22 protein-coding genes and 2 pseudogenes are annotated in these 22,641 nt (G+C 58.2%); 12 read left to right on the top strand and 12 right to left on the bottom strand.

Translation table 11 applies throughout. The features are described 5' to 3' along the window. The first annotated feature begins 174 nt into the window (after positions 1 to 174). From BUE92_RS05380 to BUE92_RS05350, 7 genes are all read left to right on the top strand, one after another. A complete protein-coding gene (locus BUE92_RS05380; RefSeq protein ID WP_034127415.1) occupies positions 175 to 1,131 on the top strand; it encodes an ABC transporter substrate-binding protein in 957 nt (318 codons plus the stop codon). A gap of 22 nt (positions 1,132 to 1,153) precedes the next feature. Then, a complete protein-coding gene (locus BUE92_RS05375) occupies positions 1,154 to 2,485 on the top strand; it encodes an LLM class flavin-dependent oxidoreductase (protein WP_073522361.1) in 1,332 nt (443 codons plus the stop codon). Between the two features lie 101 nt (positions 2,486 to 2,586). Beyond that, complete coding sequence (locus tag BUE92_RS05370; RefSeq protein ID WP_073522359.1) at positions 2,587 to 3,426, top strand: helix-turn-helix transcriptional regulator; 840 nt, start codon at positions 2,587 to 2,589, stop codon at positions 3,424 to 3,426. A 36-nt stretch (positions 3,427 to 3,462) separates the two neighbouring features. Further along, entirely contained in the window at positions 3,463 to 4,845 is a 1,383-nt protein-coding gene (locus BUE92_RS05365) for an aspartate aminotransferase family protein (protein ID WP_073522357.1), read from the top strand. Positions 4,846 to 4,991: 146 nt separating this feature from the next. After that, a complete protein-coding gene (locus BUE92_RS05360; protein WP_073522355.1) occupies positions 4,992 to 6,371 on the top strand; it encodes an APC family permease in 1,380 nt (459 codons plus the stop codon). 222 nt (positions 6,372 to 6,593) lie between these two features. Then, complete coding sequence (locus tag BUE92_RS05355) at positions 6,594 to 8,084, top strand: aldehyde dehydrogenase (RefSeq protein ID WP_073522353.1); 1,491 nt, start codon at positions 6,594 to 6,596, stop codon at positions 8,082 to 8,084. Between the two features lie 132 nt (positions 8,085 to 8,216). Next, positions 8,217 to 9,149 (top strand): cupin, encoded by a 933-nt coding sequence (locus BUE92_RS05350; protein ID WP_073522351.1) that lies wholly within the window; start codon positions 8,217 to 8,219, stop codon positions 9,147 to 9,149. A 1-nt stretch (position 9,150) separates the two neighbouring features. On the opposite strand, the gene BUE92_RS05345 is transcribed toward BUE92_RS05350, so the two are convergent. The 3 genes from BUE92_RS05345 to BUE92_RS05335 form a co-directional block, all read right to left on the bottom strand. Next, on the bottom strand, positions 9,151 to 10,056 hold the full coding sequence (locus BUE92_RS05345) for a LysR family transcriptional regulator (RefSeq protein WP_073522350.1): 906 nt from the start codon (positions 10,054 to 10,056) through the stop codon (positions 9,151 to 9,153). 117 nt (positions 10,057 to 10,173) lie between these two features. Beyond that, positions 10,174 to 10,434, bottom strand: coding sequence for a metallothionein (locus tag BUE92_RS05340; protein WP_073522349.1), 261 nt, complete (start codon positions 10,432 to 10,434; stop codon positions 10,174 to 10,176). 56 nt (positions 10,435 to 10,490) lie between these two features. Then, a complete protein-coding gene (locus tag BUE92_RS05335) occupies positions 10,491 to 10,718 on the bottom strand; it encodes a hypothetical protein (protein ID WP_034127424.1) in 228 nt (75 codons plus the stop codon). A 247-nt stretch (positions 10,719 to 10,965) separates the two neighbouring features. Here BUE92_RS05335 and BUE92_RS05330 point away from each other — a divergent pair, with 247 nt between their 5' ends. From BUE92_RS05330 to BUE92_RS05315, 4 genes are all read left to right on the top strand, one after another. Further along, positions 10,966 to 12,675 (top strand): hydrogenase maturation protein, encoded by a 1,710-nt coding sequence (locus BUE92_RS05330; protein ID WP_073522348.1) that lies wholly within the window; start codon positions 10,966 to 10,968, stop codon positions 12,673 to 12,675. Positions 12,676 to 12,763: 88 nt separating this feature from the next. Then, a complete protein-coding gene (locus BUE92_RS05325) occupies positions 12,764 to 13,378 on the top strand; it encodes a dTMP kinase (protein WP_073522347.1) in 615 nt (204 codons plus the stop codon). 366 nt (positions 13,379 to 13,744) lie between these two features. After that, positions 13,745 to 14,020: a hypothetical protein gene (locus BUE92_RS05320; protein WP_073522346.1), complete on the top strand. Its 276-nt coding sequence runs from the start codon at positions 13,745 to 13,747 to the stop codon at positions 14,018 to 14,020. A 58-nt stretch (positions 14,021 to 14,078) separates the two neighbouring features. After that, positions 14,079 to 14,264 carry a hypothetical protein gene (locus BUE92_RS05315; RefSeq protein WP_073522345.1) on the top strand — a complete coding sequence of 62 codons (186 nt, stop codon included), beginning with the start codon at positions 14,079 to 14,081 and terminating at the stop codon, positions 14,262 to 14,264. Between the two features lie 307 nt (positions 14,265 to 14,571). On the opposite strand, the gene BUE92_RS05310 is transcribed toward BUE92_RS05315, so the two are convergent. From BUE92_RS05310 to BUE92_RS29240, 7 genes and pseudogenes are all read right to left on the bottom strand, one after another. Then, positions 14,572 to 14,856, bottom strand: coding sequence for an EF-hand domain-containing protein (locus BUE92_RS05310; RefSeq protein ID WP_073522343.1), 285 nt, complete (start codon positions 14,854 to 14,856; stop codon positions 14,572 to 14,574). Positions 14,857 to 14,945: 89 nt separating this feature from the next. Continuing rightward, positions 14,946 to 15,146 (bottom strand): annotated as a pseudogene (locus BUE92_RS27395) (IS4 family transposase); the annotation flags it as partial. A gap of 127 nt (positions 15,147 to 15,273) precedes the next feature. Continuing rightward, positions 15,274 to 15,639 carry a hypothetical protein gene (locus BUE92_RS05305; protein WP_073522341.1) on the bottom strand — a complete coding sequence of 122 codons (366 nt, stop codon included), beginning with the start codon at positions 15,637 to 15,639 and terminating at the stop codon, positions 15,274 to 15,276. A gap of 33 nt (positions 15,640 to 15,672) precedes the next feature. Next, complete coding sequence (locus BUE92_RS05300) at positions 15,673 to 16,224, bottom strand: hypothetical protein (RefSeq protein ID WP_073522339.1); 552 nt, start codon at positions 16,222 to 16,224, stop codon at positions 15,673 to 15,675. A gap of 228 nt (positions 16,225 to 16,452) precedes the next feature. Beyond that, the gene (locus BUE92_RS05295; protein ID WP_073522337.1) at positions 16,453 to 17,202 is read right to left on the bottom strand and encodes a carbonic anhydrase; all 750 of its coding nucleotides are present in this window, start codon (positions 17,200 to 17,202) and stop codon (positions 16,453 to 16,455) included. Between the two features lie 194 nt (positions 17,203 to 17,396). Continuing rightward, positions 17,397 to 18,122, bottom strand: a complete 726-nt coding sequence (locus BUE92_RS29245; RefSeq protein WP_370712708.1) for a methyl-accepting chemotaxis protein — start codon at positions 18,120 to 18,122, stop codon at positions 17,397 to 17,399. A 132-nt stretch (positions 18,123 to 18,254) separates the two neighbouring features. Then, positions 18,255 to 19,010 (bottom strand): annotated as a pseudogene (locus tag BUE92_RS29240) (MCP four helix bundle domain-containing protein); the annotation flags it as partial. A gap of 157 nt (positions 19,011 to 19,167) precedes the next feature. On the opposite strand from BUE92_RS29240, the gene BUE92_RS05285 reads away from it, so the two are divergent. After that, positions 19,168 to 20,379 (top strand): multidrug effflux MFS transporter, encoded by a 1,212-nt coding sequence (locus tag BUE92_RS05285; protein ID WP_073522335.1) that lies wholly within the window; start codon positions 19,168 to 19,170, stop codon positions 20,377 to 20,379. A gap of 100 nt (positions 20,380 to 20,479) precedes the next feature. On the opposite strand, the gene BUE92_RS05280 is transcribed toward BUE92_RS05285, so the two are convergent. After that, on the bottom strand, positions 20,480 to 21,394 hold the full coding sequence (locus BUE92_RS05280; protein WP_073522334.1) for a site-specific integrase: 915 nt from the start codon (positions 21,392 to 21,394) through the stop codon (positions 20,480 to 20,482). Between the two features lie 108 nt (positions 21,395 to 21,502). Next, complete coding sequence (locus tag BUE92_RS05275) at positions 21,503 to 22,315, bottom strand: M949_RS01915 family surface polysaccharide biosynthesis protein (protein WP_073522333.1); 813 nt, start codon at positions 22,313 to 22,315, stop codon at positions 21,503 to 21,505. Positions 22,316 to 22,641: the final 326 nt, after the last annotated feature.

Raw genomic sequence — 22,641 nt, 5'->3', positions numbered from 1 at the left:
TGATGCGATATACGCATTATTATTGAATTAGGTTATGCGTTATCAGTATTTTACATCTCGCCTTCAGCCCGCAAGAATAGCCCTCACACCCTATAGCCATAGACAAAAACCTTTTAAACCGAGACCGTGCGTGCGGATCGACTTGAATGCCCCACAAGGCATCTGGAGACGAACGTGCGTTACCTCAAAACCCTCGCGGCCGGGTTGGCCGCCTCTTTGCTGTGCCTAACGGCACAGGCACAAACCCTGGTGGTCGGCGACCAGAGCTACAACGCCCAGGCCGTGATGGAAGCGGCGGGGGTGCTGGATGACCTGCCTTACACGCTGGACTGGAAGCAGTTCACGGCCGGGTCGCCGGTGGCCGAAGCGCTCAACGTCGGCAGCCTGGACCTGGGCCTGCTCGGGGATGCCCCGGTATTGTTCCTGGGCGCCTTGGGTGCACCGATCAAGGTGATTGCCGTCAGCCGGCAGAATCTCGACGGCGTCGCCATCCTGGTAAAAAAGGACTCGTCGATCCACAGCCTGGCCGATCTGGCAGGCAAGCGTGCCGCGATCTGGAAAGGTTCCTGGAGCCAGCAACTGTTGCTGACCGCGCTGGACAAGGCCGGGGTTGCGCGGGATTCGCTGCAATGGCGCTACCTCAGCGCCCTGGATGCCTCCCACGCGCTGGAAGGCGGTGCCGTTGACGTGATTGCCACCTGGGAACCCTATGTCACGCAACAGGAACGCCAAGGTGCGCGGGTGCTGGCAACCGCTGAAGACTTGATCCCGGCCCAGAGTTTCATTGCCGCCAACGCCAGTGCTGTCGAGGCCAAGCGTGAACCCATCAGCGACTTCCTCCAGCGCCTGAAAAAAGCCCGCGACTGGGCCCGTCAAAGCCCGGCCAACGCCAACGCGTATGCCGATGCCTGGGCCAAGCGCACCCGCGCGGATGCCGACATCGCTCGCGTCTGGTTTGCCCGCGCACGCACCACCGTCGAGCCGCTGACGCCTCAGGCGCCCATCGAGGCGCAAAAGACCGTGGACTTTTTTGCCGGCCTGGGCCTGGTCAAGTCTTACTCGGCTGCCACGTTGTTCGACCCTTCATTCGCGGCCGCCTTGCAGCCTGCCGTCGCCACCACCCAGCCCTGACCGCTTGAAGGACTACTGCGCAATGACTAAAAGACAGCTCAAACTGGGCGCCTTGACCATGGGCTGCGGTGGGCCGGGCCGCCATAACCTGTGGCTTGACCCGCAATTGCCGGCCGATGCCAGCGTCAACGTCGATTGGTACATCGAGATAGCGCGCCAGGCCGAGGCGGCGCTGTTCGACCTGATGTTCATCGTCGACAGCCAGTTCATCACCGAGGGCTCGCCGTCCCATTACCTCAATCGCCTGGAGCCGCTGACGTTGCTGGCGGCACTGGCCGTGAGCACGCGGCATATCGGCCTGGTCGGTACGCTGACCACCTCGTATAACTCGCCGTATAACGTCGCCCGGCGCCTGGCCTCCCTGGACCTGATCAGCAAAGGCCGCGCCGGCTGGAACGTGGTGACCAGTGGCGATGCCGGTACCGCCGGCAATTACAGCCGTGACGAACATTACGACTACGCCACCCGCTACGGCCGCGCCGCTGAACATGTTCAGGTGGTGCAGGGACTGTGGAACTCCTATGAAGACGATGCGTTTGTGCGCAACCGTGCCACCGGACAGTTTCTCGACCCGAGCAAGCTGCACAGCCTGAATCACCAGGGCGAGCATTTCTCTGTAGTGGGCCCGTTGAATATCCAGCGTTCCCCCCAGGGCCAACCAGTGATTTTCCAGGCCGGAGACTCGGAACAAGGCCGCGACCTGGGCGCCGCCACCGCCGATGTGATCTTCACCCACGCGGCCAGTATCGAGCAGGGCCAGGCGTTTTATCGGGATATCAAGGGCAGGGCGGCACAACGGGGGCGCGATCCGGAACAGGTCCTGATCATGCCCGGTGCGGAAATTTATGTGGGCGACACCGATGCCCATGCCCGGGAAATCGAGCAGCACTACCATCAGCTCGACCACAGTTTTGCGCTGGCACTCAAGGAGTTCGGGCGCAATTTTGGTTGGCATGATTTCAGCCAGTACGACCTGGATGCGCCATTCCCGCAAGAGAGCCTGGAGGCGGCGCGCAGCAGTTTTTTCACCGCCGCCAAACGCATCGCCGACCAGGCCCGGGAAAAGGGCTTCAGCCTGCGCCAGGCCGTCGAATTTGGCCGGCAATTGCGCCCAGGCGCGTTCGTGGGCAGCGCCGCCACGGTGGCGCAGAAAATGGCGGATTGGTTCGAGGCACGGGCGGTGGATGGGTTCAATATCTACATCGGGCACCCTGGGCAATTTGATCGCTTTACTCAGGAGGTGATTCCTTTGCTGCAAGAGCGCGGTGTTTATCGCACGGCCTACGAGGGCTCGACCTTGCGCGAAAGCCTGGGCCTGGCGATTCCGAGGTTCCAGCGCACTCCCTCACCCTAAGGGGTGATTTCGATGACTTTGCGGGTGTGGGACTATCACTCCAGTCCCCGGCGCCAGTGACCTGGTGTCGTACCCAACCGTTATGACGGCGAGTCTTCGAAGTGGATAATGATCGACTGTCTTCAGCCCAGTGGTTCGAACAGATAGCCAGGGTGACCGAGAGCATCGGGCACGCGGGGTTTGCCGCCACCTTGTTCGGTGCCCTGGGGTGTATCCGCCCCATTCAGGCCACGACCTTGTACCTGTACCCCAACGACGGCATGCCCAGCGCATTGTTCGAACTGGACGGGCCGTGGTTGCCCCAGGGCAATGTGCGCCAGTACCTCTCTGGTTTCTACTTGCTCGACCCGTTCTACGGTGCCTGCGTGGAAGGCGCCGCTTCAGGCTGCTACGACCTCGCCGATGTGGCCCCCGACCACTTTGAGCACAGCGAGTACTACCAGTCGTTTTACCAGCATTCGCACTTGGAGGATGAGCTCAACTACATCCTGCAGGCGAGCAACGGCTTGAGCCTGGCGGTGTCGCTGGCCTTTACGCAAAAGCTCGACGCGGCCACCACCGAGCTATTCAAGCGCATAGCACCTTGGGTGCTGGCAGTGCTGGGCAAGCACTTCGTCGGCCTGGAGGCTCAGGGCGCGCGTTTCGAAAGCCTGTTGGAACAGCGTATTCACTCGGCACTCAACAACTTCGGCTCCTCGCTGCTCACCGAACGCGAATGCAGGATCACCCAGTTGATCCTGCGCGGCCACTCCACGCGCTCACTGGCCGAGCGCCTCGGGGTCTCGGAAGACACCATCAAGTCCCACCGCAAGCACATCTACAGCAAGCTCGACATCGGCACGCAATCGGAACTGTTTTCCCTGTTTATCGACTCGCTGGCCGAGGCTCAGGGCGGGCTGAGTAAAGACCCCCTCGAACGCTACATGAGCAAAGGCCGTTGACCGGCTGCATGACCACCCACAACAAGAGAAAAAGCCATGAACCTACCCTTTGAACCGCAACGCCAGACCCAGGACTACCAGGCCTCGGACGCGGCCCACCATATCCATGCCTTTGTGGATCAAAAGGCGCTGAATGCCGAAGGCCCACGCGTAATGGTCCGCGGTGAGGGCCTGTACCTGTGGGACAGCGAGGGTAAGCGCTACCTGGACGGGATGTCGGGCCTGTGGTGCACGCAGTTGGGTTATGGCCGCAAGGACCTGACGGCTGCGGCGGCTGCGCAGATGGATCAGTTGGCGTACTACAACATGTTCTTTCACACCACCCATCCGGCGGTGATCGAGCTGTCCGAGTTGCTGTTCAGCCTGTTGCCAGGGCACTACAGCCATGTGATCTACACCAATTCCGGTTCCGAAGCCAACGAGGTGCTGATCCGCACCGTACGCCGCTACTGGCAGGTGCTCGGCAAGCCGCAGAAGAAGACCATGATCGGCCGCTGGAACGGCTATCACGGCTCCACCCTGGCGGCGTCTGCCCTGGGCGGCATGAAATTCATGCACGAGATGGGCGGTTTGATCCCGGACGTCGCGCACATTGATGAGCCTTATTGGTACGCCCAGGGCGGTGACTTGACCCCGGCCGAGTTCGGGCGGCGCTGCGCCCTGCAACTGGAAGAAAAGATCCTGGAGTTGGGCGCGCAAAACGTCGCCGGTTTTATCGCTGAACCTTTCCAGGGCGCCGGCGGCATGATTTTCCCCCCAGAAAGCTACTGGCCAGAGATCCAGCGTATCTGTCGCCAATACGACGTGCTGCTGTGCGCTGATGAAGTGATTGGCGGTTTTGGCCGTACCGGTGAGTGGTTTGCCCATCAGTATTTCGGCTTCGAACCCGACACCTTGTCGATCGCCAAGGGCCTGACCTCCGGTTACCTGCCCATGGGTGGTTTGGTATTGAGCAAGCGCATGGCCGAAGCCTTGGTGGAGCGGGGTGGAGTGTTTGCCCATGGCCTGACGTATTCCGGGCACCCGGTTGCGGCGGCGGTGGCCCTGGCCAACCTCAAGGCCCTGCGTGACGAAGGGATCGTGCGCCAGGTGAAGGACGACACCGGGCCGTATTTGCACAAGCTCCTGCACGAAGTCTTTGGCAACCACCCGCTGATCGGCGAGATCCAGGGCACCGGCCTGCTGGCAGCCTTGCAGTTTGTCGAGGACAAGGCCACGCGCAAACGCTTTGCCAATGAAAACGACCTGGCCTGGCAATGCCGCACTTTTGGCTTTGAAGAAGGCGTGATCATCCGCTCGACCCTGGGCCGCATGATCATGGCGCCGGCCCTGGTGGCCAGCCGCGCGGAGCTCGATGAGCTGGTCGACAAGACCCGCATTGCGGTGGACCGCACCGCACGGATCGCGGGAAAACTGTGAAGGGCTGAGCCCCTGCATGCCGCTTCGGTTGAACAGAGTGGGCGCCCCATAGCGGCCTGCCCACCGCTCCCAATGGATGACTCATCAAAGGCGTCGATTTGATCGAACGCCGCGGCGCCCTGCATTCCACTTTCCAGGAGTCAGCAATGAATACAATAACAAACGTAGCCGATACTCCCGCCCATCAAACCCCAACCCAACCAACCTCATCGCGCCGCTTTCGACAACCCCTGGGCCTTGTCGGCCTGGTGCTGTTCGGCCTGGCGTATATGGTGCCGCTGGCGGTGTTCACCACCTACGGCCTGGTGACGCAAATGACCAAGGGCCACCTGGCCACCGCTTACCTGTTGACCCTGGCGGCCATGCTGCTGACGGCCTACAGCTATGGGTGCATGGTCAAGGCGCACCCTTATTCGGGCTCGGTCTACACCTACACACGCAAGGCGTTTGGCGCCTCTTTCGGTTTTATCGCCGGCTGGACCTTGCTGCTGGACTACATCTTCCTGCCGCTGCTCAGCTATTTGCTGATCGGCATCTACCTGTCCGAATACTTTCCTACCGTGCCCACCGCCGTATGGGTATTGGGCTCCATTGCCCTGGTGACGGCGCTGAATCTGGTGGGTATCGAGTCGATTACCCGGGTCAATTGGGTGCTGATCGTGGCCCAACTGGTGTTCATCGTGGTGTTCGTGGCGTTGTCGATCCACAACCTGAGTGGGCAGGCCGAGCCGGTTTCGCTGCTCAAGCCGTTTCACCATGAAGGTTTCAGCGTACCGCTGATCATGACCGGCGCGGCGGTGCTGTGCTTGTCGTTCCTGGGTTTTGATGCGGTATCGACCATGGCCGAGGAGACGCCGGACCCGCGCCGTACTATTCCGCAGGCGATCATGGCGGTGTCGCTGATCGGTGGGTTGCTGTTTTTGGTGGTGTCGTATTGCGCCCAGATGGTCTTCCCGCAATGGAATAGTTTTGCCGATCCCGACTCCGCTTCGGTCGATGTGATGCGCCGGGTCGGCGGCGAGCTGCTGGTGAGTGCGTTTACCGCCACCTATGTGGCGGGCTGTTTCGCCTCCGCGATGGTCTCCCAGGCCAGCGTGTCCCGCGTGCTGTTCGCCATGGGCCGCGACGGCGCATTGCCCAGGGTATTCGGCAAGCTGGTGACGAAAAAACGCGTGCCGGCCAACGCGATCATGTTGGTCAGCCTGTTTTCGCTGATTGCGCTGTTTATCAGCCTGGACACCGTGGCCAACATGATCAGCTTTGGCGCGCTGTTCGCGTTTTCGGCGGTGAACCTGGCCGTGATCAAGCATTACCTGGGCGACCAGAAGCTGCGCGGTACGCGCAACTATCTGCTGTACGCCGCACTGCCGGGCCTGGGGTTTCTCAGCACGCTGTGGTTGTGGACGAGCCTGTCCGGCCTGTCGTTCACCATCGGCTTGTGCTGGATGGGCCTGGGGCTGCTGTGTTTGCTGTGCCTTACCCGCGGGTTCCGGGTGGGGATGCCGGAACTGCACATAGCCGAATAAGAAAAAAATCGGTTTTCCCTAATGCCAATCAGTCAAGCGCAGGCCCCCTGTGGGAGCGGGCTTGCTCGCGAAAACGTCGGCCCAGCAAACATTGATATTGACTGATACACCGCCTTCGCGAGCAAGCCCGCTCCCACATTGGCACTGCGTTGCCTTGAGCATTGCGTTCGGCGTCGGGTTTGCCGCCGCGTTGGATTAGACCCCATTACATAGGAGTACAGCATGTTCAACTTCGACTACTGGCAGCAACGCGCTGCCCGTCAAGCCTTCATCAACACCGCCTTGATCGACGGCCAGGCCGTCGCCGCGCAGTCCGGGGCGACCTTTGACGCCATCAACCCGGCGACCAACCAGCTCCTTGCACGTGTCGCCGCCTGCGATGAGGTTGAAGTGGACTTGGCAGTGCGCTCTGCACGCCGCGCCTTTGACAACGGCCCCTGGCGGCGCATGCCTCCAGGCGAACGCAAAAAAATCCTGATCAAACTCGCCGACCTATTGATGACCCACCGCGAAGAACTCGCACTGCTGGACTCCCTGAACATGGGCAAGCCGGTAATGGACGCCTATAACGTCGACGTGCCCGGCGCGGCCCATGTTTTCGCCTGGTACGGTGAAGCCCTGGACAAGATCTACGATCAGGTCGCGCCGACTGCCCACAGCGCGTTGGCGACCATCACCCGCGAAGCATTGGGCGTGATTGCAGCCGTGGTGCCGTGGAATTTCCCGCTGGACATGGCCGCCTGGAAACTGGCACCCGCCTTGGCGGCCGGCAACAGCGTGGTGCTCAAGCCCGCTGAGCAATCGCCGTTTTCCGCCCTGCGCCTGGCCCAACTGGCGTTGGAGGCGGGTATGCCCGAGGGCGTGCTGAACGTGGTGCCAGGCATGGGCGAGGGCGCCGGCAAGGCGCTGGGGTTGCACCCGGACGTCGATTGCCTGGTGTTTACCGGTTCGACCCAAGTGGGCAAGTACTTCATGCAGTACTCCGCGCAGTCCAACCTCAAACAGGTGTGGCTGGAGTGTGGTGGCAAGAGCCCGAACCTGGTGTTTGCAGACTGTCAGGACCTGGACCTGGCGGCAGAGAAGGCAGCCTTTGGGATTTTCTTCAATCAGGGCGAAGTGTGCTCGGCCAATTCGCGCCTCTACGTGCAACGCTGCATCCACGACGAGTTCATCGAGCGCCTGATCGATAAATCCCACGCCTGGATGCCCGGCAACCCACTGAACCCCGCCAGCGCCGCCGGTGCAATTGTCGACAGCGGGCAAACCGCACGCATCATGCAAGCCATCGGGCAGGCTCGCGCAGAAGGCGCCACGCTGTTGACCGGTGGCCTACAGGTGAACATCGAGGGGTGTTCAAACTTCATCCAGCCGACGATATTCGCCAACGTCACCGCTGACATGAGCCTGTCCCGTGAGGAGGTGTTTGGCCCCGTGCTGGCGGTGAGTGCCTTCGATACCGAAGAACAGGCCGTACAGCAAGCCAACGACAGCGTCTACGGCCTGGCGGCATCGGTGTGGAGTGATGACCTGAACCGTGCGCATCGCGTGGCGCGTGCCCTGAATGCCGGTACCGTGTCGGTCAACACCATTGACGCCCTGGACGTGACCGTGCCGTTTGGCGGCGGCAAACAGTCGGGGTTCGGGCGTGATTTGTCGCTGCATTCGTTTGATAAGTACACGCAGTTGAAAACCACCTGGTTCCAGTTGCGTTAACTGCCCCGTTTCGCATAACTGCTGTGCCGTCACAGGCATTAATCCACCCCGGCGCAATGCCTATAGTCCACTCACCCCGTGCAGCGCGTTCAACCGCGCTGCGCGATCCAGCCCAAGACTGAGGTGAGCCTGATGAACCGTGAATTGGACCCCGCACTGACGGATATCAACCAAGTGGACGCCGAGTACTTCGAGTACAGCAAGGCGGCGAATCCCATCAGTGCCAACCTGATTTCCCGCATTCCCTACCACAGCTTTCCGGCCTCGCTGTATGACAGTGGCCCCTCCCGCTTGGTACCGCTGGACCTCAGCGACGCCTTGGGCTGCGAAGGTCCTGCGACAGGCCCCGGGTTATGCGCGAACTTCATGCGCCTTAACCGTGGCGACACGCTGACCCTGCAACCCAACGCCACTTCCCAGGTGTTCTACGTGATTGCCGGGGAGGGCAGCCTGGTTCAGGGGGAGTATGAGATTCAATGGTCCAAGGGCTGCTTTATCGCCCTGCCGGGATTACAGCAGGCGCACTTCAGTGCCCGCGAGGATGCGCGCCTTTACTATGTGCACGATGAGCCGTTGCTGCGTTACCTGGGGGTGACACCCAGCGCCGATCGCTTTGCGCCGACCCTGTACCCAGCAGCACTGGCCAACGCGAAGTTGCGTGAAGCGGCCGATGATCCCAGGGCACAGGACCGCAGCCGCATCAGCATCCTGCTGGGCAACCGCCATTTTCCGCAGACACGCACGGTGACCCACGTGCTGTGGGCCATGTACGGGATTCTGCCGGCAGGATCGGTGCAGAAACCCCATCGGCATCAGTCGATTGCACTGGACTTCATTATTGATTGCCCCAAGGGTTGTTATTCCCTGGTGGGTACCGAGCTGGACGCGGATGGGCAGATCCGTAACCCGCAGCGGGTGGACTGGTCGCCCGGCCTGGCGTTTGTCACGCCACCGGGTTACTGGCATGCGCATTTTAATGAATCGGCTAGCGAGGCGTTCCTGATCCCGATTCAGGACGCTGGGCTGCAAACCTACTTGCGCGCGTTGGATATTCGCTTCAGTTGAGTCACTTCCAGTGCGGTGTTTCGCCCAGTCGTTCAACGATAAAGTCGATAAAACACCGGACCTTGGATGACACGATGCGCTTGGGCGGGTAGACAAACCACACGGCAAACGCCCGCTCCACGCCCTGGATATGCCATTGCGGTAGCCAGACTACCAACTCGCCGGCCTCGATACTTCGTGCCACCAGCCAGTCCGGCAACAGCGCAAAGCCCAGGCCTTGGCGCACGGCGATGAGTTGCGCGTCCAGGTCATTGATTCGAATAACGCCGTCATGCAGCAACGGCAACGCGCGGCTGGCGGATACAAAACTGATATCGCCGGCGATAGCCGTGCCCAGCACCGCAGGCAAACCGGCCAGGTCCGTGGGCGTGGAAGGAGGAGGGTGCTGCATGCCAAACGCCGGGCTGACCACCAAGCGGTAGAGGCCGTCACTGAGTTTGCGTGCCTTGAGCGTCGAATCGGCCAGCTCGCCAATGCGTATGGCTAAGTCGACGCCGGCATGAATCAGATTGACCTGGGTGTTATCCAGCACCAGTTCCACGCTGATTTGCGGGTAGCGCACCAGAAAGTCATTCAACGCCGGCAGGATGTGATGCCGAGCAAACGCCGGTGGCAGGTTGAGTTTCAACACGCCGCGGGGATGCTGGTTCAGCGCAGACGTGGCGGCCTTGGCGTGTTCCAGCTCATCCAATACCTTGCGTGCGTGTATCAGGAAGGTCTGGCCGCCTTCGGTCAGATGCAGCGTGCGTGTGGAGCGGTTGAACAGCGCTATGCCCAGGTCCTGCTCGAGGTCCTTCACATAGCGTGAAACCGTTGAGGCCTTGATTCCCAGGCGCTCGGCGGCACGCGAGAAATTGTTGCCTTCGGCGGCTTCGATGAAGGCGGTGAGCGCGGTGAAATAGTCCAAGGGCAGCCTCAGGGCAGGGCGGTGAGAGGTGCAGGTTGTTGAGTTTTGCCGGGGGCTGTCAACTGCTAGACCCTAGAGCCACGATGCAGCCCCCGTTTTCCTAATGTGTCTGAATGATCAAGGCGATATGGGATCGCTCGCAGGAAAGGTTTCTTCGATCGCCTCGTCGAGCTGGCTATCGCTGACAGCGCGGTCTTGCACCTTCACATTCGACTCGCAATGGCAATCGGCACTGGGGCACGCTTGACCCTGGGGGTGCAAGTCGGCGCATGCCTGGCTGCAGTAGGCTTTGCCGTTGCGCTGGTGACGCGTGTCATGGGTCACCTGGCAGGTGCAGCCTGGGCAGGCACAGGTCAAACCTTGAGTTGTCGGGTTCATAGGTCCTCCGAATATTCAGTGATTGATAAACGGGCAGCGCTTTTCTGATACGCCAATCATGGCTGCTGGTAATGCCCTGGAATGTCATGCCCTTCATCGGCGGGCTTGTTGCGTTTTTGCACCTGGACGTCGCTCAATTTCGCGTCCTTGAGCTCTGCGAAGCGCTGCCTGAGCAGGGACTCGGCCCATTGCGGGTCCAGCGTGTCGGCATCGTGCTCAAGCGTGCGGCTTTGTGGCTGGTTGTCGAGGATGAAGCTGATGAGGTAATGCGCTTTCTCGAACATGAACGTGGCTCCGTTACGGTTAACAAGGCAAACCCGAGCAGGGCATGTTCGTTTGATGAGTGGGCTGCGCAGTGATTCAGAAAAAATAAGCCGCTTTCATCGGCCGAGCCTTGAGAACAACAGAACCCGACTATTGATCTCGATCAGGTGACCGTGCTGGCCCGCGCTATAATCTTTGGTGCTCATCGAAGGCCAGGGACGGTTCAACGAGCAGCTCTGGTCGCACATTCTCAAGGAAGAGTCAGCCATGCGATCACTGAAGATCCTGTTGTTATCATCGGCATTCAACGGTTTGACCCAACGGGCCTGGCTGGATCTGCGCCAGGCGGGTCACGACCCCAGCGTTGTGGTATTCACCGATCAAGCCACCGTGTGCCAGCAGGTCGAGGCGTCAGGCGCCGAGCTGGTGATCTGCCCATTTTTGAAGGACCGTGTGCCGCACCAACTGTGGAGCCATCCGCAGCGCCCGGTGGTGATCATCCATCCGGGCATCGTTGGTGACCGTGGTGCCAGTGCGCTGGATTGGGCCATCACCCTGCAAGCCCGCCGTTGGGGCGTCACCGCCTTGCAAGCGGTGGAGGAAATGGACGCAGGGCCGATATGGTCCACCTGTGAATTCGGCATGCCCGACCAGGTGCGCAAATCCGAGCTGTACAACGGCCTGGTGAGTGACGCCGCGATCACCTGCATCCGTGACGTAGTGGCGAAATTCGCCAAGGGCTTCGTGCCGACACCGCTTGATTACACCCAACCCAGTGTCATCGGACGCTTGCAGCCGAACATGACCCAGGCTGACCGCACCTTCAGTTGGTTCGATTGCGCAGCCTTTATCAAGCGCAGCATCGACGCTGCCGATGGCCAGCCCGGTGTGCTGGCGAGTCTGCTGGGCGGGCAATATTACCTCTACGACGCGCACTTGGACGCCCGCCAGGGCACTCCCGGAGAAATCCTCGCGGTACAGGACGACGCTGTGTTGGTGGCGGCCGGAGATCACAGCCTGTGGATCGGCTCGCTCAAACCCAAAGGCCCGGAGACCTTCAAGCTGCCGGCACGGCACGTATTGGCGCAAAGGCTGGCCGGCATTCCGGTGCTGGACAGCTCAATCGCCCGCCAGCCGTTCAACGAGCGGGTCTATCAACCGATTCGCTACCAGGAGTTCGGCCACATCGGCGAACTGACGTTCGAGTTCTACAACGGCGCCATGAGCACCGAACAATGCCAGCGGCTGGTCGCTGCGTTGCGCTGGGCCAAGGCGCGAGATACCCAAGTGTTGCTGATCAAGGGCGGGCGCGGCAGCTTTTCCAATGGGGTGCACCTCAACGTCATCCAGGCCGCCGAAGTGCCGGGGCTGGAAGCCTGGGCCAACATTCAAGCCATCGACGATGTGTGCCTGGAACTGCTCACCGCCAGGCAACTGGTGATCAGCGGCCTGACCGGCAGCGCAGGCGCAGGCGGCGTGATGCTGGCGCTGGCCGCCGACATTGTATTGGCCCGCGAAGGTGTCGTGCTCAACCCGCACTACAAGACCATGGGACTCTACGGCTCCGAATACTGGACCTACAGCCTGCCACGGGCCGTGGGCAGCGAAATCGCGCATAAGCTTACCGAAGAATGCCTGCCCATCAGCGCCATCCAGGCCCAGCAGTACGGCATGGTTCAGGCTATCGGCCCCCGTTGCCCACAGGCATTTGGCCTGTGGCTGTTGCAACAGGCCGAGCGCGCGCTGACCGATGATAAGTACCTTCATGCACGCACACGTAAAGCCACGCTGGATATCCAGCAAGTTGAACGCTGTCGCGAACGCGAGTTGGCACAGATGCGATTGGACATGGTGGAAAACCACCAGCAGTTTGCCGAGAAGTGTCGCAACTTCGTGCTCAAGCGCAAAGCCTGCCAGACCCCGCAGCGGTTGATTGCGACGTGGGCGGTAGCGAGGAGGGGGCTCACACACGCCTGAGCCTTTCAAAGGCGAGGCCAACCTGCTGATGGCTGTATCAGCCGATTGAGATACTATCGGCGCTCGTAAAGAACCGACTGTTATCGAAATGAATCGTGCACTGTTTGTATCACTGGATGGGCCCAAGGGAACCGGCAAAACCACGCTGTTGGAGGCCGTCACCAAAGCACTGAGGGCAGACAAGCATAAGGTGGTGCGACTGTGCGAGAAAAAAAGCGATCCCTACAGGGCTGAAACAATGACCCTCGTTAACCAACTCGCCAGAAACCCCAGCCGGGACTTGGAGATTGAGGTTTGTGAACGCTTTGCCGAGAGCCGTCGCTGGATCTCCCAGCACGTGCTGACTCAACAGCCAACTGACAGCATCATCCTGATGGACCGCTGGTACCCGTCAGATGCGGCGTTTCGGCGGCTGATTCCGTTTGCCGACATTCTTCAGATGAACCTTGATCGACAGGTACGAATGCCAGACCTGCATGTTGGGGTGGTTACCGCTGCCGAGATTTCATGGGCCAGGGCGGCAGCGCGGCCACGGGGCTTGAGCAGTACGGTGATGTATAAGCTGGAGGAGCAGATTGTTTGTACTGAGGCGTTTGAGCGAGCTGTCGTAGATAACGGTTGGGTTCTATGCCGGAATGAAGGAACGGTTGAGGAGGCGACTAGGCGGGTGGTTTCGCATATTTATCGAGTGCAGAGTAAATGACCGTTGCGAGCTTCGACAAATAATCATCGCAAGTTGCAACAGACCGCGCTATTTGCCCTGTCGAACATGTGAATGATGCGAAAACGGCTGTTGGTTGCGGGAGAGGTGCGCCTGTGATGCGCGAAATGCACAGAGAAAAGGTGTAATTCAAGGAAAAGACATGAATTAAAAAGCGTCAAAACCTGATTTTATCAGGTCACCTATTTTTTGAGCGCTCATACTTCCTTAGACGCAAGAGTGACTGGCTTAATTCCAAAAAAATATAGTTGCTTGAGTGCGGACTTTTGAAATTGATCTATTTTATATACGCAGCAACGTTCATTCTGATGCTTGGTCCCTTTGCTTACTATATTGAGGAGCATAAAAATGCCTACGTATTCTTATAATTACGATAGTAAGGTCGTACTTACTGACACCGTTGAGGCTAGTAGCCCAGAGGACGCAAAAAATCAAGCAAACTTACTACATCCTGACGGCAACGTTAGAATTACCGGCACCAGCAACGCTGGCATCGGCAACGCCAGCGACGCCACCAACTGGGGCGGTGCTCAATACGCCACCGCCGCCGCTGGCGGCGGCGCCGCCCAAGCCGCCGGCTGCTTGGGTGACGGTACCGGCGTATACAGCGCGAATAAAACTTAGGCCCTTCGATCAACTTGCCACCGTTGGGTGGCAAGTGGAAAGATTCAGCAGCATTGGCATGCTTGCTCTCGAAATCGCTCATGCACGCGGCCTTGTCCTGCCGCCCGAGGAGTTTCCGGCTGTATTTGATGACTATTTGCTGATAAACGACTGCGAGGGAGCTAGATCACTCTCCACAGAACTGCAAATGCACCCAGATAAACTGAGCATAGAACTGTTAGCGATGTTCGAGCGCGCAAATTGACAACCTGGGAGCGAGAGTCAGCGGCAAAAAGGCGTTTAGCAAAGGAGGAGGGTGAACTTTCGTTTGACTTCAATGATATTGTCGGAGCTTATATCGATAGCAATCAAGCATTCGACTTGAATGTGGATGTGCAACGAAGTGTCTGGCGGGTTAAGTGTTGGAAAACGATACGCAAAAGTATCGTTTTCCTTTTGAAATGTACAAACTTGCGTAACCTCACGTATGAGAAGAGAATGAATTGATATTAGCATTCAAGGCTGAGAGCAGCCTATTGGGATAAATTTATAGATATAACTAATGCTGCCACCTATATTATCTTCTTCAGACGCAGATGCTCTTCTGTAAATTCGTGCAGGTTAATTTTATCATCGCCATCAAGATCTAGCCTTTTTATATTTTCGTCTAGCAGTGGGATTTGTTTTTTAATTCTTTCTTCATCCCATCCAATATTACTAAGACTACTAAGAAGATCTGTAACAAATTCGGCTTTAGTGATAAAGCCATCTTCATCAGAGTCAAGTCTTTTGAATTCATTTTCAGCCTGAGTCTCCTCGAAAAATCGCAGTGCTTCTTTCAGTGATGATGAGGTCATATCATTTCTCGTTAATTAATAGTTCTTGTTTAGAAAAAAACCATGTGCAGTGTTTGTATAGCCAGAGAAGTATTTTTTGTCAAGTGGTGTGAGCGCCCGTCACATAAAAAGCCGGCCCTGAGTACGTGGTTATCCTGTGACGGATAACCACTCCAGTCCACAGATAACCGCCCGGTCAGCATAGAAATAATATTCATCAAAATCATTGGTATATTGCTTTGTAGAGCTCTGTTCCCCAGAAGGCGATCAACTCGTCTGATCTTGTTTTTAAGCTGAGCCCGCCTCGGCAGAGCGGAGGAGGCTGGGAAGCTCCTCCGCATTTTTATGGACGTCATCAAGCTCGTATAAGCTTGGCCGCCTGGACCACCATGGGAACAAGCCGAGTTATGGGTGAGGGCGCGTCGAGCTTGTCAGGGCTTATTTCGCAATGGTTTGGCAAACAAATGGCGTGCAAACGAAGACGAATATCGCAGCTAAAAAGCAGCATAAACCACCTCCTAATGCGATGTTCACTACGGTGCCCAACAAACCTACAGCGCTGTCGGAAGTATTGACTTTGTGCTTTGCCATAAAACACTCAGCTTCCAGCGCCCCAAGAAATTTGCAGTCCGGTTGTTCCAATGGTCGGTGGGTAATGGCTTCCAATTTGAATTTACTGGTGTAAGCATCCACTTCTTTTTCGTAAAGTGTGAGTGCGGTTTGCGACATACCGACTAACGCAATACCGATCACCACAGCGCCTGCCTTGAACAGAGCGGAATAGGTTTTCTGGTTGAAAATCATTTTAAAGATGCGCTTTCCACGCCGTTTGATTCGTTAATCGGCTGGGGGGGGTGGAGCAACTCTGATTTCCGTACCCTGCAGATACCGCTCGATTACGTTGACTAACTCTTCGTGTATCGCTGCGCGGTTACGCATGCGCAGCGCATCTTTCACTGCAAACACAATCATAATGCCCGCAATGATAAGCAACATCAGGCTGTCTGTGGACGCAAGCAGCTTGACCTTGCCCGTGGACATACTGCTCCAATCGAACATGTCGGTAGTCTTAGTCAAACCAAAGGCAGTGATCAGTGTGACAAGCGCTAAAAGAAAATTTCCTCGTTCTGTGAGTTTGGCGTTGATGTTTTTCAGAATCAGTTGGTAGGTTTTCAGCTCCGCCGGGGTTTTGGGTTCCTGGCCAACGATGTCGGACAACGTTTGAGCGCTTAGATCGAGCAAACGGCTTTCATGCGTGGTCAGTTGATCCCAGTATTTCTCAGCATTAAACAAGCGAGAAAAGAATCCTCGCAAGGTGAAATGGTGTCTCATCGTTGTAGCTTCGCGTTCTTTGACGTAGGTATCTTTCAGCCTGTGCAGCACGTCCATGCTCAATCTCGTGTTGGAGTTATCGAGGTTGAATTTACGCACTGATGGCTCAGTGATATCAAGCTGAGGACGAAAGGCCGCTTGTACTGGCAATGCATCTCCGGCATGACATGTTATTTAACATAATATACATTATGCGTAATATCGTATTACGTAATCAGGCCCAGTACTCGTCAGATTTCAGCGTGTAAAACGACTTACACGCTGCCACCTCAAAACCTGTGCGTCTCAGTCCTCATCAACCTCACGATCATTGATTCGCTGGGGTGGCCGATGATTTTCGGGAAACAACTGAAGGAATTTATGAATCTGCGCTTTTGACAACTCGATGGGCTGTTCGAACAAGACCCACTGAACATCCTCTGTACAGGGCGGCGTCGTCAGCGAGCCTTTGTAGAACAGATGGTGGCTTGCACTGGGCAGGACGCTACCAAGATCCGGCGAGGCTTTGGCGTCCAACGCAACTTTTCCTCCTTCGTTGGCAGGAAGCTGACGCCAGAACTCTGAGAGCGCCTTGTTGGTTTTTCCCTCTTTGAGCATGACGCCGAGCACGAGCAAATGACCGTGTTTGTCTTGATTCACCCAATGCATTTCCATCGGATAAGACTGGTGATTGATCTGGTGTTCGCTAGGCGTATGAAAATGAAATTGCACCAGGCGGTACTGATCGTCCTTGAAGTCGACGGTCCCGCCGCCAATGACATTGGCCTGGACAGTGTGGCCGTTGTTGACCAGCTCGAGCGGCGCCGCGTGGTAATTGATCTTCAAGTCTGACTCGTGCCCTTTGATCGGCTTGACTTGTTTCATATCAACATTGATCGGCGACTGCTGGGTGCCCTCTGCGCACAGTTGGCTACCCACCTCGCCCCAATGTGCAGGGCCGTGATTGCCGCCATAAGTCCAGTGAGTTTCGGCAACCGCCACCGGCGTGTGGATGACAAACGTGGCAAGCAACAACGCGGGTATAGCCTTCAACATGTTTTAATCTCTTGCGCCTTAAATGAAATGCCTTCTGGCCAGCATTCCGGGGCCCATAGATTAGCGATTTCATGCCCGCTAACCTCTAGGACCGGTCTCAAATAAAGCGCTATAACCGCCCTTTCTCTGGCAAATGCGGTTGGCATAACTCAACTAAATAGTCATTTAGTTGAGTTATAACCAGCCGTTATCCATCACAGCCTAAACCGATCAACCGACTGCGATAGCTTCCCCGCCAAACTCGACAATTCGTCCGTGGTCGACGCCGTCTCTCCAATCACTCGACTGTTGCTTTCCGACATGCCCGCAATCCTTTCCACCTGATGGGCAATTTCATTGCTGGCCAGGCTCTGCTCACTGATGGTGCGGGAAATATCGTTGACCAATTCAGTGGTACTCAACGTAGCCTGAAGGATCTCGCGAATGGCGCGCTCCACTTCGGCAGTCACCGCCATGCCCTTGTCCACTTGGGCAACGCCCTCCTCCATGCTGATCACCGCTTCCCGGGTGTTCTGCTGGATACTCCCGACCATGCTGGCGATTTCCTGGGTGGAGGCGCTGGTGCGTCCGGCCAGGCTGCGTACTTCGTCGGCCACCACCGCAAAGCCGCGCCCTTGTTCACCGGCGCGCGCGGCTTCGATGGCGGCGTTCAGGGCCAGCAGGTTGGTCTGGTCGGCAATCCCCTTGATCACCTGGATAATGCTGTAGATCGCCTCGGACTCCTTGTCCAGCGTGCGGATCACTTGGGCTGACTGCTGGGCAGAACGGGCGATGCCGTCCATGTCGCTGACCACTTGGTGGATGACCCGGCCGCCGTCCTTGGCCAGGGTTTCAGCCTGGCTGGCCATGTCCAGGGCACGTTGGGCGTGACGGGTGATTTCTTCGATGCTGGCGGTCATTTCGCTCGCGGCGGCGGCCATGGTGCTGGCGGCGACGCTTTGTTGCTGGCTGCTGCCTGCCACTTCATGGCAACCCTGGCTGAGGCGCTCGCTCATGCCATTCACGCCATGGGCATTGCTGCGAACCACTTCGATCATGCCGCGTAAATCCCGTTGCATCGTCGCCAGGCTGCGAATCAGTGCACTGGCTTCGTCCTGGTTCTTGGGTTCGACAATCGGTTCACTCAAGTTGCCATGGGCAATGCTCTGGGCAATACGGCTGGCGGTGCGCAACGGCCCCATGATGCTCAGGGTCACCCAACGTCCTTGTGCCAGCAGCAACAGCAGGCTGGCCCCCAATACGATGGCCAAGGTCCAGTTGGCGTGACTGATGGTTTGCTGGGTACTGGTGCTGGTGAGGTGGGTATGATTTTCGATCAATTCGCTCAACGCCGCCATTTGGTCTTCCAGTTGGCTGAACGCAGCATTGAAGGTCTGCAGTTCTCCACGCGCGGCCTCGGGATTATCCAGGGCCAGTGCGACGATGCGCTCGCCGGCGCTGATGTAGGTATCCAGGCTGGGTTTGATTTTTTCCAGGCTGGCCTTGATCGAGTCGTCCAGCGGCAGCTTGAAATTATCCGCCAGCACCTCGTGGAAGTGCTCGGCATGCTCCTTGATCGAACTGTTGACTTCGGCCGCTGTGCTGGTGCTTTTGCCCAGTCCGACCAACATGGCCGACAGCACATCCGCACGCAAGGCGTCGTGCATCATGTCGGCTTCCATGTGATTGCGCAGTACCGTCATGCTGACGTCGTTGTCCTGTACCGCATCGGCCATGCGCGTATTACCCAGGTAGCCGGCCACGCTCATGATCAAGGCGGTGAGCAACCCGGTCGCAATCAACAGCACCAAGCGTAATTTGATCGTCATAGTGGTATCCCTGTGCCAGGACCGCCGGTTGGGAGCCCAACCGTTTCAGTGTCGCTGCTAGCTGTATCGGCAGCTGTTGCTTGTAGTGAAGCCTAAGTTTGCGGATCTGCGCGGTTCCCTTAAGCTGACCGTCCATTGCTCTACCTGGGTTTGCCAAATGCCTCAACGTATCGCCCGTCTCGCCCTGTTGCTGGGCTTGATCACCGCCGTCGGCCCGTTTGCCATCGACATCTATCTGCCGGCGCTGCCCACCCTGGGCGCCAGCCTCCAGGCTTCGCCGGCGGCGGTGCAGATGAGCTTGACGGTGTTCTTCATGATTATCGGCGTGTGCCAGTTGTTCTACGGCCCCCTCAGCGATGTGTTCGGGCGTAAACCACCGATTTATGCAGGGTTGGTGATCTTTGCCATTGGCAGCGTCGGCTGCGCACTGGCCCCGACTATCGAAGTGTTGATCGGCTTTCGAGCCATACAAGCGTTCGGAGCCTGTGCGGGGATGGTGATCCCGCGGGCGATTGTCCGTGACCTGTACACCGGCCATGAAGCGGCGCGCCTGATGGCTTTGCTGATGCTGGTCATGAGTGTTTCGCCGATCCTCGCGCCACTGGCCGGTAGCCTGGTGATTTCGATCTGGAGTTGGCGCGAAGTGTTTGCCGTGTTGGCGGTGGTGGCCGTGCTGTGTCTGGTGATGACCGCCGTACAACTGCCAGAAACCCACCCGGCCGAGCGCCGCCTGGGCAAGACACTGGGCCAGGCGTTCGGCAGTTATGGCGCCCTCCTCCGCGACCCGGTCTTTACGGGTTTGTCGGTGGTGTGCGGGTTTGGCCTGGCCACCTTCTTCGTGTTCATCGGCAGCGCGCCCTTCGTGTACATCGAGTTTTTTGGCCTGACGCCAACCCAGTTCAGCCTGTGCTTTGCGCTCAACGCAGCCTCGTTTTTTGCCATGAGCCAACTGACCGCACGCCTCAGCGCCCGCTTTGGGCTGGCGCCGTTGATTCGCTGGTCGGTGGTCGGTGTGGCGGCGGTCATGAGCTTGCTGGCAGGCACCACACTGTGGGGTGACAGCCTGGCCTTGATGATGGGCCTGCTGTTTATCGGTTTCGGCTTTCTTGGCCTGCTATTGCCGGCGGCCGGGGTACTGTCGCTGGAGGATCATGGTGCGGTGGCAGGTTCTGCATCTGCACTGCTGGGCGCGATTCAGATGGTCACGGCGGCTGTGGCGATGACCTTGGTGGGTATCTTTGCCGACCATACACCGGCGCCGATGTTGATCGGCATTGCGCTGTGTGCGCTTGCCGCGATGGTTACCACGCTGTGGACCTTGCGCCGCTTGCCAGCTCACCTGGCCTCAAGCGTTCCGCCACCCTCCTGATCCAGCATCCTGGTCGCCTGTGAGGCCCTCTTCGCAGGCAAGCCAGCTCCCACATTGGATAGTGGTGTATCCACAAGCCTAGCGTTTGATCTCTGGCCGCCTACAAATCAAACCGATCCACCGCCCGCCGCCGCTCATTGTCGTCGCGCACGTCATAGCTGGCAGTGGTCTGAATGTTGGTGTGATGCGCCAGTTTCTGCGCAATCGACAAATCATGTTCCTCGATCACCCGGGTGATAAACGAACGACGGAAATCATGGGGCATGATCTTGACCCCCACTTGATCACCGCGCTGGCGCGCGATGTAGTAAATCGCATGCTTGGTGATGCGTTCCCGCGTGATATGGCTGCCACGACGAATGCGGTTGAACAGGAAGCTGTCGTCCTGCTCGCCTTCCTTGAGGTGCTCGCGACGGAACGCCAGCCAGGCCTGCAGTTTGGCAAACGCCCAGTCCGGCGCGTACTTGACCAGCTCTTTGTTGCCCTTGCCGATCACGCGCAAGCTGCGCTCGTCAAAGTTGATCTGCGCCAGGTCCAGGTTCACCGACTCCGACTTGCGCATGCCCGAGCCATATAACAGACCGATCACTGCGGCATCCCGCAGGCCCTGAGGCCGAGGGTCGGCGGCGCAGACGTCGAGCATCTCGCGGATCAAGGTGCGGCGCAGGTTGCGGCCCTGGCCCAGGCGCGTGCCGGGTGTGGCCTTGACCGAGCGCATCTTCAACAGGTGGTCCTGGCTGATCAAGCTCATGCGCCACGCTTCATTCATCACCCCGCGCACCGCATTCACATACAGCGACGAGGTGTTCGGCGCAAAGCCGTCCTCGCGCAAGGCAGCCACCAGTGCGGTGACGTGTTCGGGCTGCAGCAGGTGCCAGTCAATCTCGTCGAGGTTGAGGTCTTCGAAACCCAGGCGGTCGGCGGCATCCTGCAGCACGTAGCGCATGGTCAGTTGGCTGGAAGGCGCCAGGCGGGTGAGATAAAGGGTCAGCGGGTTGCAGATGGACTCGGTCAAGGTAGATCAGCCTTTGGATTAAATACATCGACCAACTATTTGATTAGTCGATGTATTTAGTGGATTGGCGAAGGCCGAGTCTAACCCAGGACCGGCCCAGGCACAAAATCACGGGGCCGATTCATCGTCTTCGCTGGCTGCCTGAGGTTGGGCCAGGGACTGGCTCCAGTCAGCGTCCTGTTGCTGCATCAGCGCGAACCAATGCTGGCGCATAAAGGCGAGGTAGCTGTCCGGCGCCTTGGCAAAGTCCTTCTCGTCACCATAGCAACCCGGCAGTGGCAGTTCGGTGCCCTGCTCCTTGTATTGGCTGACCAACGCTTGCTGCGCCGCGACGCTGCAGTCGGTGGGCAGGGGCATGCCGCGCAAAGCACCAGCGTCCTCGTCCCACCAGCTGGCGCCCACGCGGTCAAGGCCACGCAGACGATACTTCCCGGACTTGCCGACATGCATGATCAGCTTGAATTCGTTGGGGCTGACATCACTGGTGCAGGCCCGTGAATAACCGACCGTGGCCTGGGTATTGCCGTCGCCCAGCAGGTCGGTGACCTTGGTGGCAGCCCGGTCAAAGCGCAGCCCGGCGTCGAATTCGCAGTGCTGCACATCGTCGTACAGCATCCACACGCGCTTGGGGCGCTCGCCGCTCAGCACATACTGCGCCGCGTAGACAAAGGCCGACTGGGTACCATCGTCATCGCGCTCACCGACTTGCTCGGCGAGTACCAGCAGGTTTTTGCCTTGGCGGTCATCCCAGGTATAAGCCGCGACCTGCTTGCCGCGCACTTCCACCCCGTCCGGCACTTGGTCCAGTGGGGTCAGCGCGACGCCTTGATCGGCCCGCACGCTGGTGACACAGGCCACCGTCATCAACAATCCCATCAGCGCTGGCCGCAACTGGCCGCGTAAAAGCTGCACGCTATTCATCCGAGTACCCTGGCAAGAGAGCGCTTACTTTACCGGCACTTGAGCGCCAATGCAGAGAAGATTGTTGAAGGGCGCGCATTGGCCTGATCACAAGGCTGAGATTGAACCAAGCGCCCTGTATAACGCTCCGATACTGCCATCTGACATCTAGATGTAACGCCTTGATTACCTAACTGAACCCTAGCTGTCTACCTGTCAAATAAACGGGTTTTTCATCCGCCTTTCATATTCGTTGAACATTTTTGCGCTTAACCTTGTACCCAACACTTCAGAGCAATCCGGGGTTTATCGACTAACCTGTTGATTACACTTTATCTTTAGCTCCG

The organism is Pseudomonas fluorescens (assembly GCF_001902145.1).
GTDB classification, from domain to species: domain Bacteria; phylum Pseudomonadota; class Gammaproteobacteria; order Pseudomonadales; family Pseudomonadaceae; genus Aquipseudomonas; species Aquipseudomonas fluorescens_BV.
Note: the sequence above shows the minus strand (reverse complement) of the source record. Positions and strands in the feature narration are given on the sequence as shown.

Coding starts and splice junctions, on each gene's coding strand:
- BUE92_RS05375 (WP_073522361.1), top strand. CDS start 1,154: ATGACTAAAAGACAGCTCAAACTGGGCGCCTTGACCATGGGCTGCGGT.
- BUE92_RS05365 (WP_073522357.1), top strand. CDS start 3,463: ATGAACCTACCCTTTGAACCGCAACGCCAGACCCAGGACTACCAGGCC.
- BUE92_RS05360 (WP_073522355.1), top strand. CDS start 4,992: ATGAATACAATAACAAACGTAGCCGATACTCCCGCCCATCAAACCCCA.
- BUE92_RS05355 (WP_073522353.1), top strand. CDS start 6,594: ATGTTCAACTTCGACTACTGGCAGCAACGCGCTGCCCGTCAAGCCTTC.
- BUE92_RS05350 (WP_073522351.1), top strand. CDS start 8,217: ATGAACCGTGAATTGGACCCCGCACTGACGGATATCAACCAAGTGGAC.
- BUE92_RS05340 (WP_073522349.1), bottom strand. CDS start 10,434: ATGAACCCGACAACTCAAGGTTTGACCTGTGCCTGCCCAGGCTGCACC.
- BUE92_RS05335 (WP_034127424.1), bottom strand. CDS start 10,718: ATGTTCGAGAAAGCGCATTACCTCATCAGCTTCATCCTCGACAACCAG.
- BUE92_RS05330 (WP_073522348.1), top strand. CDS start 10,966: ATGCGATCACTGAAGATCCTGTTGTTATCATCGGCATTCAACGGTTTG.
- BUE92_RS05325 (WP_073522347.1), top strand. CDS start 12,764: ATGAATCGTGCACTGTTTGTATCACTGGATGGGCCCAAGGGAACCGGC.
- BUE92_RS05320 (WP_073522346.1), top strand. CDS start 13,745: ATGCCTACGTATTCTTATAATTACGATAGTAAGGTCGTACTTACTGAC.
- BUE92_RS05315 (WP_073522345.1), top strand. CDS start 14,079: ATGCTTGCTCTCGAAATCGCTCATGCACGCGGCCTTGTCCTGCCGCCC.
- BUE92_RS05310 (WP_073522343.1), bottom strand. CDS start 14,856: ATGACCTCATCATCACTGAAAGAAGCACTGCGATTTTTCGAGGAGACT.
- BUE92_RS05305 (WP_073522341.1), bottom strand. CDS start 15,639: ATGATTTTCAACCAGAAAACCTATTCCGCTCTGTTCAAGGCAGGCGCT.
- BUE92_RS05300 (WP_073522339.1), bottom strand. CDS start 16,224: ATGGACGTGCTGCACAGGCTGAAAGATACCTACGTCAAAGAACGCGAA.
- BUE92_RS05295 (WP_073522337.1), bottom strand. CDS start 17,202: ATGTTGAAGGCTATACCCGCGTTGTTGCTTGCCACGTTTGTCATCCAC.
- BUE92_RS29245 (WP_370712708.1), bottom strand. CDS start 18,122: ATGGCCGCCGCCGCGAGCGAAATGACCGCCAGCATCGAAGAAATCACC.
- BUE92_RS05285 (WP_073522335.1), top strand. CDS start 19,168: ATGCCTCAACGTATCGCCCGTCTCGCCCTGTTGCTGGGCTTGATCACC.
- BUE92_RS05275 (WP_073522333.1), bottom strand. CDS start 22,315: ATGAATAGCGTGCAGCTTTTACGCGGCCAGTTGCGGCCAGCGCTGATG.